The sequence below is a fragment of the Algimonas ampicilliniresistens genome (genome assembly GCF_030159955.1).
GTDB lineage: Bacteria > Pseudomonadota > Alphaproteobacteria > Caulobacterales > Maricaulaceae > Litorimonas > Litorimonas ampicilliniresistens.
In genome coordinates, this window is the sequence record NZ_BSNK01000001.1 from 344,877 (window position 1) to 357,823 (window position 12,947).

Annotated in this window: 7 protein-coding genes; 6 read left to right on the top strand and 1 reads right to left on the bottom strand. The window is 53.5% G+C overall.

Annotated features, from left to right (window positions below; translation table 11 throughout):
* The first annotated feature begins 45 nt into the window (after nucleotides 1-45).
* The 4 genes from QQL54_RS01610 to QQL54_RS01625 are packed head-to-tail and all read left to right on the top strand — an operon-like array spanning nucleotide 46 to nucleotide 4,927.
* Complete coding sequence (locus QQL54_RS01610; protein ID WP_284386832.1) at nucleotides 46-1,581, top strand: efflux RND transporter periplasmic adaptor subunit; 1,536 nt, start codon at nucleotides 46-48, stop codon at nucleotides 1,579-1,581.
* A 10-nt stretch (nucleotides 1,582-1,591) separates the two neighbouring features.
* Nucleotides 1,592-2,308, top strand: coding sequence for an ABC transporter ATP-binding protein (locus QQL54_RS01615; RefSeq protein ID WP_284386834.1), 717 nt, complete (start codon nucleotides 1,592-1,594; stop codon nucleotides 2,306-2,308).
* A 59-nt stretch (nucleotides 2,309-2,367) separates the two neighbouring features.
* Nucleotides 2,368-3,543, top strand: a complete 1,176-nt coding sequence (locus QQL54_RS01620) for an ABC transporter permease (RefSeq protein ID WP_284386836.1) — start codon at nucleotides 2,368-2,370, stop codon at nucleotides 3,541-3,543.
* Nucleotides 3,536-4,927, top strand: coding sequence for a TolC family protein (locus tag QQL54_RS01625; RefSeq protein WP_284386838.1), 1,392 nt, complete (start codon nucleotides 3,536-3,538; stop codon nucleotides 4,925-4,927). The genes QQL54_RS01620 and QQL54_RS01625 overlap by 8 nt, the downstream gene beginning before the upstream one ends.
* A 22-nt stretch (nucleotides 4,928-4,949) precedes the next feature.
* Here the strand turns inward: QQL54_RS01625 and QQL54_RS01630 are convergent, their stop codons facing one another.
* Entirely contained in the window at nucleotides 4,950-9,797 is a 4,848-nt protein-coding gene (locus tag QQL54_RS01630) for an NAD-glutamate dehydrogenase (protein WP_284386840.1), read from the bottom strand.
* A gap of 224 nt (nucleotides 9,798-10,021) precedes the next feature.
* On the opposite strand from QQL54_RS01630, the gene QQL54_RS01635 reads away from it, so the two are divergent.
* The gene (locus QQL54_RS01635; RefSeq protein ID WP_284386842.1) at nucleotides 10,022-11,605 is read left to right on the top strand and encodes an ABC-F family ATP-binding cassette domain-containing protein; all 1,584 of its coding nucleotides are present in this window, start codon (nucleotides 10,022-10,024) and stop codon (nucleotides 11,603-11,605) included.
* 19 nt (nucleotides 11,606-11,624) lie between these two features.
* Complete coding sequence (locus tag QQL54_RS01640) at nucleotides 11,625-12,842, top strand: alpha/beta hydrolase (RefSeq protein WP_284386844.1); 1,218 nt, start codon at nucleotides 11,625-11,627, stop codon at nucleotides 12,840-12,842.
* The last annotated feature ends 105 nt before the right edge of the window (nucleotides 12,843-12,947 follow it).

Below are 12,947 nucleotides of genomic sequence, written 5' to 3' on the forward strand. Positions count from 1 at the left end.
CGTATCTTCACTAACGACCGGTGCTGTGACAACATAACAGACATTATGAGTTTCGGTGTCAGGCCGATGGGGGAGAATTTCGGCATGAAGCATCGACTATTGATGGCGACTGTTTGCGCAGTTGTATTGGTTGGAGCATGTGCAGACTCTAGCGAGACTGAAGCTCAGATGGAACTGGCCTCAGTCCCTGCGATGCCGGGTCAGATCACGCGGGTGATTGGTGCAACCGGAAAGATTGTTCCGCGTGACGAAGTTATGGTGGGCTCCGAAGTGTCGGGTCGGTTACTCGACGTGCGCGTTGATTATAATTCGCGGGTCACGGCGGGGCAGGTGCTGGCTATCATTGACCCGACTAATTTTCGTAACCGTGTCGAACAGCTCGAAGGCCGTATCCGTTCGTCCATTGCAGATATCGATGTTCAGAAAGCCCGTATTCGTTCTGCAGAAGTGACATTGGCGCAAGCCCAACAAAATGAGACACGCCGCCGAGGCCTGTTCTCACAGCAAGCCGTCTCAGAGGCACAAATGGAAGCCGCTGAACGTGATGTCGGAGTGGCGCAAGCCAATCTTGATCTCGCCGTCGCGCAACTGGAAAGTCAGCGCGCTTCTCTCGCACAAGTTCGCGCCGAAATGGATACGGCTAAAGAAAACCTGGCCCGATCTATTATTACGAGCCCGATCGACGGGGTTATCATCGACCGCAAGATCGACCCGGGCCAGACCGTTCAAGCTAGTTTTAATGCGCCTGAACTTTTCACGATCGCGGCCGACCTATCCGAAATTCAAGTCGAAGCGAGGATCGTCGAATCTGATGTGGCCGGGCTTAATCCGGGTGACAAAGCGAAATTCACGGTCGATGCCTATCCTGACCGGACGATTGAAGGTGAAGTCGAGCTGTTGCGTTTGAAATCAGTCGAGGCAAACAATATCGTCTCCTACGTTGCCGTTGTAAAAGCGGACAATCCCGACGGTGTGCTGATGCCTGGCATGACAGCCAATCTCGAAATCACGACAGAAGTCCGCGCGGGTGTGTCACGACTTCCGGTTATGGCAGAACGGTTCCGTCCGTCGCCAGATCAGGTCGCGCAATTCCAAGCTGAGAGCGCAGAGACTGAACCTGTTACTTTGCTTGATCCGACCTATGCGCGCTTTCGGGCCATTGGCATTGATGAGCCGCGCATTGCTGAATTTGCAGACCGGGTCAGTCCGGTCACGCAAGGTGTGCGCGACATTATCAATGATCCAACCAAAAGCTTCATGCATACGCCGATGCGTATTCAACTCGGCGAGATTGTTGAAAACCAGGTTCGTCAGTTCCTCTCGCCGGAAGAGCAATCGCGTTACACGGCACAGGTGACACTAGAACGGACCATCCGTCCCGTTGATGTCTGGGTTGCCACGGCTGACGGCAAGATGGTCAAACGGACGCTAAAGCTCGGCCTGTCCGATGGTGCCTTTGTCGAAGTTGTTGATGGTCTGAAAGAAGGCGAGCAAGTAGTGACGGGTGTCCGCGAGGCCGGTAGTGGGCAAACAGGTGGTCCAGGGGGCCGCGCGGGCGGGCGCCCAGGCTCGGCTCGCTAGGGCTTCGGCTATGACCCCGACAAAGACTCTGCCAATGATACAGACGGTAGATCTGAGCAAATCATACTCATTGGGCGGATCGACCGTGCATGCGCTCGACGGGGTGACTCTGGCTGTCGCTGCCGGCGAATTTGTTGCGGTCATCGGCTCATCGGGATCGGGCAAGTCGACGCTGATGAACATGTTAGGCGGGCTCGACCAGCCAGACTCTGGGTCCGTGATTATCGACGGGAAAAATGTTGGGTCGCTCAAACCGCGTGACCTCGCGGCCTACCGGGGGGAAACTCTCGGCTTTGTGTTTCAGCAGTTTCAGTTGATGCCGCGCCGTAATGCACTCGCGAATGTTATGTTGCCGCTTCAGTATCGTCGTCCCGGCGTTCCAGACGGTGAAGCGCGTGCACAGGCAGCCCTAGACGCTGTGGGTTTAGGGGATCGGGGCCATCACAAGCCGACGGAACTGTCAGGCGGTCAGCAGCAGCGCGTCGCGATTGCTCGGGCTCTCGTCGGATCTCCATCCTTGCTCTTGGCTGATGAGCCGACCGGGGCACTGGATAGCCGCACGTCAGCGGAGATTATGGACCTGCTAGTGACACTCAACCGGAATGACGGACTCACGATTGTGCTGATCACCCATGACCTTGAAGTGGCCGACTATGCCTCGCGCGTAATTACCATGAGTGATGGCAAGATTATCAGTGACGAGCCACGGTCGGTGGAGGCAGCGTAATGGCAGTTCCAGGATTGAGATTAGTCTTTAATGCTTTTGGAAGCCTAGCCGAGCGGCCCATGCGCACATTGTTGACTATGCTGGGCATTATTATCGGGGTTGCCGCTGTCTATACGATGTTGGCAATCGGCGAGGGAACGCAGAAGAAAATTCTCGAAAGTTTGGACGGAACTCAAGCTCGGTCTATCACAGTCTTTCCGAATTGGACCCGCGGGCGATCCTCCCAAAAGCGGCCCTATCGCCGTTTGAACGAAGCTGACCTCCTTGAAGTCCGCGCCCTGCCTGGTGTTGAGGCTGCAACAGGAAATCTGTCGCGCGAGTACCCTGTCATTACAGACGCGACTGATTGGTCGTCCGATATTCGCGGCACGGATCAGGACTATCTATTTGCCAATGATTTCGAATTGGAAGCCGGTCGGGACATCACGGAAACGGATTTAGCCCGGAAGGAAACTTTCGCTGTGTTGGGGCAGACCGTTGTAAAGAATGTTTTTGGCGGTCAGTATCCGGTCGGGGCTAAGATCAAGATCAGCAATGTGCCGTTTACCGTCATTGGAACCGTCGCAAAGGCACCGGAAACTGGCTGGAGCAATGGCCGAGACCGCGATAACTTTGTCCTCGTGCCGCGCTCTACTTTGCGCGACCGTTTGGTCGGTGGTGACTATCTGGTTCGCAATCACGTCAATCAATACCGAATTATTGGTGAGAACCAAAAGGTCCTCGATCGGATTGAGGAAGATCTAGATGCGATCTTGCGCCGTTCGCGCGGCCTGTCCGCGGCTGATGCACCGGATTTCCGGGTGCTCAACTTTTCTGCCAATCGACAGCAATATGCCGAGACTCAACGCACTCTGTCGCTCTTGTTGGCGACTATGGGCATTGTCTCGCTCGTCGTCGGCGGTGTGGGCGTGATGAACATTATGTTGGTGAGTGTTACGGAACGCACACGCGAAATCGGCCTGCGTATGAGCCTTGGTGCGCGGCGTTCTGACATTTTGTCCCAATTTCTCACCGAGGCCCTGCTCATTTGCATTCTCTCGGGCTTGATCGGATTGGGTGTGGGGTACGGCGTTTCGACATTAGGTTTGGGCGGTGACGACATTGAAATGATCTTCGCACCAGAGATCGCGATTCTCGCCTTTGGTTCTGCAGTTCTTGTGGGGGTCGTGTTTGGCTATCTGCCTGCGCATAGTGCGTCACGCCTCAACCCGGTGGAGGCTCTGCGCCATGAGTAGGATCACGCTCCGGTTTGCATCTGTAATGTTGGTCGCAGGATTATCAAGCGCCTGTGCGACTCTGGTTGAGGTTGATGAAGAGACGCTGATCGCCGCCCAAACAGTCGAGATCCCGTCTGACTGGCAAGTCAGCGCGGACCCGGTCCGTGCCGATAGTTTCGCAGCTCTGTATGACGATCCGGTGCTGGCAACTTATCTTAAGGCGGCCATTGCCGGAAATTATGACCTTGAACAGGCGCGGTTCCGGGTCGAGCGCGCAGATGCTCAACTCGCCCAGTTTCGGGCCCGACGAGCACCGCAATTGAGCAGTTCCGCCAGCCTTGGCGCATCGGGAGTGGTCGACAATCTCGACGACATAACTGACACTGCTGGGCTCGGATTGTCAGGAAGTTTCGATACTGATTTGTTTGGCAGTTTACGAGCTGACATCTCTGGCGCAGCAGCTCGTGCCTCGATCGCTCGAGCCGAGACGGCTCGGTTGCAGCGGACGATCCTTGCTAATGTCGTTTCGGCCTATGCTGGCACCATCGAAGCGGGATTGCAGCTGCGTGTTGCAGAGTTAAACCTCAATTTTCTGACTGAAACTGAACGCGTGACGCGGGCCAGGTTTGAGGGCGGTGACGCGGCCGGGTCCGACCTGGCTTTGTCCGAACTGGAATTACAAAGTGCGCGAGCATCCGTCGCAGAGCAGCATTTTGCCGCCGCCGATGCGCGCCGCGCCCTCTCTGTTCTAATCGGTGGATTTGGCGATGAGACTCTGGACGGCACGCCGCCGCTACCGACCATTCTACCCAACGTGACTGACACAGGTGTTGGTTTGGATGCGGCCCCCGCCATAATGATTGCCAATCGGTTTGATGTGCAGGCGGCGCGATTAGCCGTCGCCGATGCGGCCGCAACTCTTGAGGGCGTAAGGGCGGATGATTTGCCAGGGGCGTCATTGACCGCTTCACTGTCAGGAACTCGCCCGCTTGAAGACCTTCTGGATATCGACACTTACATCGCGTCCATCGGTGCCGCTCTGTCCTATAATTTGCTCGATGGTGGTGCCAATGATGCTCGGCAGGCTGATGCTCAGGCGGGTCTAGATAGTGCGCTGTCCGTTTATGCCCAAACCCTACGGAGCGCGGTGCGTAATGTTCGCAGTAACATCGCTCAGGTCGAGGCGCTGCGTGAGGCCTTGGACTCGCTGCAAGCCGCGGAAGTTGCCTCAGAGCGCGCATTGGAACTGGAAGGTGTCAGGTTTGACCTGGGCGAGTCCATTTTGCTTGATGTACTGACCGTTCAGCGCCGGGTCGATGCCACTCGGAGCTCGCGTCTTAGAACGCAACGTCGCTACCTAGAAGCTGTTGCGCAAGCCCATCTTGCGGCAGGGCCGACCTGATTTAGACAGGACTCTAATAGCCTTAGAGTCCTGTCATCAAATCACTGAGCTGCGCATTCACAATCGCAAATTTAGGTACGGTCCACGCCCCTGAACGCGACATGGATACCACTGAGTCTTCATAAGTTTTGATTTGCGGGATTTCGTCACGAACCCAATCCGCAATGAGGGATTTGACAGGCTCATCAGCCACGCGTTTTTCTTTCTTAGCGTAGAGTGCCACACTTTGAGCAAACCGAGCTTGGGCTTTGAAAAAGTCCTCTTGCAAATGCCTCATCGCAAGGCGTTCCCAATGGGAGTTGGATTTCGTATTGAGTAGGGCTGACCGAATACGATCAATTTTAAACCGGCCCCCAACGTCATAGAAGAGTTCGGCTGCCCGCTGTGCAGGCCATCCTGTCGCTTCTGCAAGGCCGATCACATCAAACCCTGATGCCCGCGATTTCAACAATGCAACGTCTGTCGCCAAATCTTCAGAAACACCGAGTTTTGTATAACTCCTGATCCTCTTTTCGACGCGCTTCTGATCGTAGGGTGAAAGGAGCGCCAACCAAGCCTGATCGACAAGGGCAGAGAGTTGGGAGCGTTTTGCCACGCGTTCCGCAATCGACCCTGTTTCGTCATATCTGACAAGCCATGCGACAACGCGTTGCAGCACAGTCGCAATTTCATTGGACAGGCGGAGCTGAGCCTGAGCGTCTACTTTATTATCAAGCGCCGCAATATCGTTCCGCAATTTCGCGACGTTAAGCGTCTCATATGCGACGATGAAGGCTTGGGCGATTTTCGCTAAAGATCCTTGGGTCTGTTCCTGCAGCCGCAATGTGAAAACGGGTCCGCATACGTCGATCATCAGATTGACGAGCCGAGAAACAATGATTTCACGGCGCAGTCTATGGTGCTGCATGGCCGCCTCAAACCCGTGCAAGGGTTCAGGAAAATAGGCTTGCAGCGTGTCTGCCATAAAGGGGTCATCTGCGACATCGGTTTGGATGAGATCATCAAACAGAGTATTTTTCGCATAGGCGAGAAGTACGGAGAGTTCAGGTCGTGTGAGCCCTTGGTTGCTGGATGCAAGAGCCTGCATCCCCTCAGTGCTTGGTAGACCCTCGACGCTACGATTTAGAACGCCTCTAGACGTCAGAGCGACCATCAACCGTTCATAGGCGTCATGATCATGCAAAGTCCGCATTTGCGCTAAGGATAGCGCGCCAGTCTGGTCGTAATTGTGTGCGAGTACGAGATCAGCGACTTCGTCCGTCATGCTCGCGAGTAAGGCGTCGCGTTTATCGCGCTTAAGTTCGCCGTGGTCGATGGCTGCGCCTAGCAAAATCTTGATGTTCACTTCATTATCAGAGGAATCGACGCCCGCGGAATTATCGATTGCGTCCGTATTGATCCGTCCGCCGGACCGCGCATATTCAATGCGTCCGGCTTGTGTAGCACCAAGATTGGCACCTTCGCCGACAACTTTCGCATTCACCTCTGATCCATTGATTCTGATAGAGTCATTAGCCTTGTCACCGACATCCGCGTGAGATTGTGACTCAGCCTTGATGTAAGTGCCGATCCCGCCAAACCATAATAGCTCTACAGGCGCGGATAGCAGGGCCTTCATCAATTCATTGGGCGTTACGCTGGTTGCCGAAAGGCCGGTTAAGGCCTTGATTTCAGGCGTGAGATCAATGGCTTTCTCTTGGCGCGAGAAAACACCACCGCCTTTAGAAATCAGAGATTTATCATAATCCTGCCATGTCGAGCGAGGGAGATCGAACATGCGTTCGCGTTCTTCGAAAGAGGTTTTCGGATCGGGCTCAGGATCAATAAAAATATCCAGATGATTGAACGCCGCCACCAACTTAGTGTGTTTGGACAGTAGCATCCCATTACCAAACACATCTCCGGACATGTCGCCAACACCCACAACCGTGAAGTCTTCCGATTGAATATCTTTGCCGGCTTCGCGGAAATGTCGTTTGACCGCCTCCCAGCCGCCGCGCGCCGTAATTCCCATGACTTTATGGTCGTAACCGACGGACCCACCAGAGGCGAACGCATCGTCGAGCCAGAAGTCGTATGATTGGGAAATACCGTTTGCAATATCCGAAAATGTCGCCGTGCCCTTATCTGCCGCAACGACAAGATAGGGGTCTGGATCATCCCAACAGACGACATCAGCGGGCGGAATTGTACTCTCGCCGACATAATTGTCTGTCAGGTCGAGAATGCCAGATATGAAGGCCTTGTAGGCTTCAATCGCCTCTGCCTGTACGTCGTCGCGTGTCCCATTCTTGGGGAGTTGTTTTGGGAAGAACCCGCCCTTGGAACCGACCGGGACGATGACGGCGTTTTTAACTTGTTGTGCTTTCACCAGACCAAGGACTTCTGTCCGGAAATCATCCCGACGATCAGACCATCTCAGACCGCCGCGCGCGACGGGACCGAACCGAAGATGAACACCTTCCACGCGCGGTGAACTGACATAGATTTCACGATAGGGCTTTGGTTCGGGTAAATTATCAAGCGTATCGCTTTTAATCTTGAGAGAGATGTAGGGCTTCACTTGCCCCTCATCACGCTGATAGAAATTCGTACGCAGGCCCGCCAGTATCACGTCTGCCATACGCCGGATAACACGGTCATGTTCCAAGGACGACACAGAGGCGAGTTCGTTTGTGATCCTTTGTTCAAGGGACTCAGACTCGGTCTTCCGCGCCTGATGGTCTTCAAACACAGACGGATCAAATCTCGCGGTCTTTAACGCCAGTAATAAACGCGTCAGGGAAGGGTAGGATTCTAGGGCTTCGATTTGCGTGGCCTCAGATGGATCGAGACCACTTTGGCGCCGATAGCGGGCAACCAAGCGTAAAAAAGCAATGTCACGCCAATCTGCATTCTGAGGCAAGATCAGCCGGTTGAAGGCATCATCTTCGTTGAGGCCGTTCCAGGTCGCCAGAAACGCCGTCTCGAAAGTTTGCGTGAGTTTCTCAACATCTTGTGGCGTGAAAGCCATCCTGATTTCATAATCATGGACCCAGATGATACTGCCGTCGGTCCGCGTTATTTCATGCCCCATCTCTTCAACGATATGGCAATTGAAATTGCTGAAAACAGGCATGATCCGCGAGGGTTCTAGACGATCCTCGATCTGGTATATTTTAACCCTGAAGAGTCGATCTGACACGTTTGAGACATCAAAAACGCGCACTGATAAGGGGTTGGGTTCCGAGAGCGTTTCGCTGACAAGAATGTCGGCTAAGGCCTCACGCGAAGAGTATTCGTCTTGATAGGCAACGGAAAACGCACCCTGATAATTATGGATGATCTGAAGGGCTTTGCCGTCGTCGCTGTCTTCAGATAATAGTTTCACACCTTCGAACCAAGGTTGCGCAATATTTGCAATTTGCGCTTCAAGCTCAGCGAGGTCGGGATGTAGACCTTGGTCGGGGTCCATGCCGATAATGTAATGGACCCGGGCCATCGGGGCGTCGCTATATTGCGGATAGAACGCTGATACACGACCACCGAAAGCGTCTTTTAGTCGCTCACCAATGCGTTGGCGCACGCGCGTATTATAATGCTCTTGCTGAACGTAAATGAGGACCGAAACAAATCTTTCGAACCGGTCACGTCGCACAAACATGCGTGTGCGAGGTCGATCAAATGCCTGTGCAATGCCTGTCGCGATCTGCAACAGTTCATCATCATCAATCTGAAACAATTCATCGCGTGGATAGGATGATAATACGTAATCTAGTCGTTTTGCATTATGGGATCCGAGGGGCCATCCTGACCGCTCTTTAACGCGGGCAACTTTTTGCCTGATGAGAGGAACATAATGCGGGGAGCGGTTATAAGCATCGGACGTAAACAGTCCCACATAACGGGTTTCCCCGGTGACTTTGCCCGTCTTACTGAAATGTTTGACCGAAATATAATCCATCCGGACGCGACGGTGAACACGCGTATAAAGGTTTGACTTGGCAACCGTTACGGGCGGCGCCTCTAGGACAAAGCGCTCAACATTCGTTGAGATAGATGAGGGCTCGCTGCTTTGCCGCAAAATCGTGATGGTTGGATCACGTAAAAGCCCGAGCGATTCCCCGTCAACGATGGTCGGGTTGATATAATCAGGGTCTTTGCTCGTTGAGGTGGAGCTTTGTGTGTAGTCATAGCGTCGCGCACCGAATAAAACGAAGTTCCCGTCAGCGATCCACTCCAGAAATGCGACGCCTTCATCGACATCGTCTTTAGGTGTTTTGCCGTGAGAGTGTTTGAGCTCCTCTGCGCGCATCCGGACATTTTGGACTAAGGGCAAAAAGTCCGTGTTGATGAGTTGGACTTCTTCGAGTGTCTTGCGAATTTCATCTTCGAGACGTTTTTGACTTTGGCGGCTTTGAGGTGGGACCAAGAGCAGGATCATCGACTCTACGACTTCAATGCCTGATGTACACCACTTGCCCTCTTCATCGCGGCAGCCTTCCACGATTGGGTGGAAGAGCCCGCTGACATTGATGCCGAAGGACGAGACGGTCGCCACAATTGAGTCCACCAGAAACGACATATCGTCGCAAACGACCTGGATGGCCGTATCGGTTTTAGGAGAGCCAGTCGGGGTTGGGGACGACTTGACCGAAACAAATATCTCAGAGGGATGACGGCGATTGCCGATCATCCAGAACTCACGGGCAAGCAAGATCAAGTCATCAAGACTATAGTCCAAGAACTCGTTTTCCATGGCATCGGTGTAGAAGCTTCTTAAGAAGTGCTCGGCACCCGGCTCAAAGCCGTCCGAGCCCAAATTAGTGAAATCTTCTTCGCGAGATGCCGCTTCGAGGAAAGCGTCCTCCGAAAATAAAAGAGCCGTCATGTGCATGCTCTGCTCACTCCGTTTTAAAGAGATTCGTTCTCTAACTCGAATTTGAGGGTTGAGCTATGGCTTTGTAAGTTCAACTTGGTCTTAACAGCGTTCGTCTTATATCTGAATTTACTGTTCTGGACTTCAGAGCCGCGGCTCTGAAAGCACGGTAATTCTGCTCCGTCGAGGTGAGTCTGGACGCTTGTGTTCTCTTGCTCACTCCTTAGGGAGCGCGAATGTTAGCGATTACTGACCTGGATTATGCCGTTCAAGGGCGTCCCTTGTTCAAGAATGCGAGCGCAGTGGTCGCGTCTGGCTGGAAGGTTGGCCTGATTGGCCGCAACGGCACCGGGAAATCGACACTACTGCGGCTCATTCGTGAAGAAGTTGAGAGCCCGACAAATGATGCCTCTATACGACTGAATAAGAATGCACGTCTGGGCTGGGTGGCCCAAGAGGTTGAGGCGACGGACGAAACGATCATGGAGGTCGTACTCGCCGCTGATCAGGAACGTCATCGCCTGATGCAACAAGCCGAAACGGAGTCTGATCCAGACAAGCTTGGCGAGATTTATGAACGCCTGACTGACATGGATGCGTGGAATGCTGATACGCGTGCGGCTATCGTGTTGGCGGGGCTAGGGTTCAAAACAGAAGACTTTCACCGCGCGACAAAGGAATTCTCGGGCGGCTGGCGGATGCGGGCCGCCATTGCGGGTGTTCTCGTGTCAGAGCCGGATGTGCTGTTGCTGGACGAACCAACTAACTATCTCGACCTTGAAGGCGCGACGTGGCTCGAAGGCTATATCCGCAAATACCCACACACAGTTATTATGGTGAGCCATGACCGCGAATTGTTGAACCGGTCCGTGACGCACACGTTGGCGCTTGAGCATCAAAAACTGATGATTACACCCGGCGGCTATGATGATTGGATGACGTTGCAAGCGGCCAAGACCGCACAGCTCACTGCGCAAAAAGTAAAACAAGACGCTGAGAAAGCTCACCTGCAAGCCTTTGTGGATCGGTTTAAGGCGAAGGCGTCAAAGGCCCGGCAAGCGCAATCACGCGTCAAAATGCTCGAAAAGATGCAAGACATCGCCATTCCGATTGCGGAACGTACAACGCCATTTTCCTTTCCAGCCCCAAAGGGAAAGCTCGCGCCGCCCATGCTGCAATTGGAAAATGCCGATCTCGGTTATGGCGAGGATGCGAAGATTTTGTCGGGCGTCAATTTGCGTTTAGATCCTGACGATCGCGTGGCCATTGTTGGGGCTAACGGTCAGGGGAAAACGACTCTGGTCAAATCGATCGCTCAACGTCTTCCCTTGATGACCGGACACCGCAAAGCCTCGTCAAGCTTACGGATTGGCTATTTCTCTCAGGATCAGTTGGATGAACTGACAGCGGGCGAAACAGTTCTAGATCACGTCACGCAAAAACTGCCTAAGGATACGCCGCAGAGTAAAGCTCGAGGCGCGGCAGCAGCGATGGGCTTCTCCCATGAGAAGGTCGAAACCAAAGTTGAAAAACTATCAGGCGGAGAAAAGGTTCGGCTTTTGTTGGGGCTAATGTCTATCGAAAAGCCTCACGTCTTGATTTTGGATGAACCCACGTCGCACTTGGATATCGATAGCCGCGAGGCGCTGATTTATGCGCTCAACGACTTTCCGGGCGCTGTCTTGCTGATCACGCATGATGTCTACCTCGCGGAAGCGACAGCGGATCAGCTCTGGCTGGTCAAAAATGGCCGCGCCAAACGCTATGATGGCGATTTGCGGGATTATAAGAAACTCGTCATGCAAGCTGATCGAAGCTAAAGTTGGATAAGGACATAAGATGCCAACCATCCTGTTTCTTATCCATTGTTTGGTGGCTCTGAATCTATTCGGCGCGGCTTTAGCCGGAGCGGTCCACACCACGCTTGTGCGAAAAGTCCGTAATTTGTCATTTGTCTATTTTGGGTGGAGCCTAGCGGGTCAGGTCTTGGCTTTGCCGCTTTTGCTGGCAACGGTCGGATCACTTTATCTGGCCCAGTTTGGGGCTAGACCTTCGCCAGTCATCGCGATTGCCAATCTCGCTACAATCATACTCTTCGTCATCATACTCTTCCGGGCATGGCGGGGCAGCTTGAAGCTTTCAAAAGTCGTGAGGAATAGGCGCGGTGGCGTGTTTGGGCGGTTTGTGTTGGGTGCACTGTTTCCTTTCCGTCTTCGCGGACGGAGTGTGACACGTCTTAAAAACATTGCCTACGGGCCCAAAGGTCGAAGAAACCTAGTCGATGTTTACGCGCCCAAGAAGACACCTTCCTCTCTGATGCCCGTGCTGATGACTGTACACGGTGGAGGCTGGGTTATTGGCCGCAAGGGCCAGCAGTCACAGCCACTCATTCAGTATATGGCCTCTCAGGGGTGGCTTGTTGTCGATATTAATTATCGACTGGGACCTTGGACGCGAATGCCTGCTATGATCCAAGATGTTCTACGGGCGGTTGCTTGGATCAAAGCTAATATCGAACGGTACAATGGGAATCCAGATTTTGTCGCTCTTTCCGGTGGCTCCGCAGGCGGACACTTGGTCGCCTTGGCCGCTTTGGCGTCCGATGCTCAATCGTTCAAGCCGGGCTTTGAGACGGTTGATTGTTCCATTGACGCCTGCGTCCCAGTCTATGGTCTCTACGATCTCTTAAATGACAATGGGGCGATGCGTGGGGGCTTTGAAGAACTGCAAAAGTTTATGACGATGCTGGTCATGCCTGGGTCGCCAAACACGCATAAGGACGCATGGCAGCAAGCTTCGCCCATCAATTATATCGGTCAAGACGCCCCGCCAATGATGTTCCTACATGGCCGTCATGACGCCCTAGCGGATTTCGAAAGCGCCAAGTCATTCGCGCAAAGCCTAGAGCGAGTTTCGAACAACGCCGTCCTATTCGTCGATTTGCCGGGAAGTCAACATGGTTATGACTTTGCCCACGCGCCGCCCACGCCGGAGCATGTCAGGGCAGTGCACCGTTTTTTGGAAGAGGTTCGGTCCGGCAAGATTTTGGCGAAATAAATAAGTGGATACAGGCATAGAATTGAGATGCGGGCAGGCTTTTACTGTCGATAGGTTGTTGTCCCCTCATAGAGTTGACTTTGGGAACGCCCTCTAGTCAAACTT

Excerpts from the sequence above, each read along its gene's own strand:
- QQL54_RS01610 (WP_284386832.1), top strand. The coding sequence starts at position 46 with ATGAGTTTCGGTGTCAGGCCGATGGGGGAGAATTTCGGCATGAAGCAT.
- QQL54_RS01615 (WP_284386834.1), top strand. The coding sequence starts at position 1,592 with ATGACCCCGACAAAGACTCTGCCAATGATACAGACGGTAGATCTGAGC.
- QQL54_RS01620 (WP_284386836.1), top strand. The coding sequence starts at position 2,368 with ATGCGCACATTGTTGACTATGCTGGGCATTATTATCGGGGTTGCCGCT.
- QQL54_RS01625 (WP_284386838.1), top strand. The coding sequence starts at position 3,536 with ATGAGTAGGATCACGCTCCGGTTTGCATCTGTAATGTTGGTCGCAGGA.
- QQL54_RS01630 (WP_284386840.1), bottom strand. The coding sequence starts at position 9,797 with ATGACGGCTCTTTTATTTTCGGAGGACGCTTTCCTCGAAGCGGCATCT.
- QQL54_RS01635 (WP_284386842.1), top strand. The coding sequence starts at position 10,022 with ATGTTAGCGATTACTGACCTGGATTATGCCGTTCAAGGGCGTCCCTTG.
- QQL54_RS01640 (WP_284386844.1), top strand. The coding sequence starts at position 11,625 with ATGCCAACCATCCTGTTTCTTATCCATTGTTTGGTGGCTCTGAATCTA.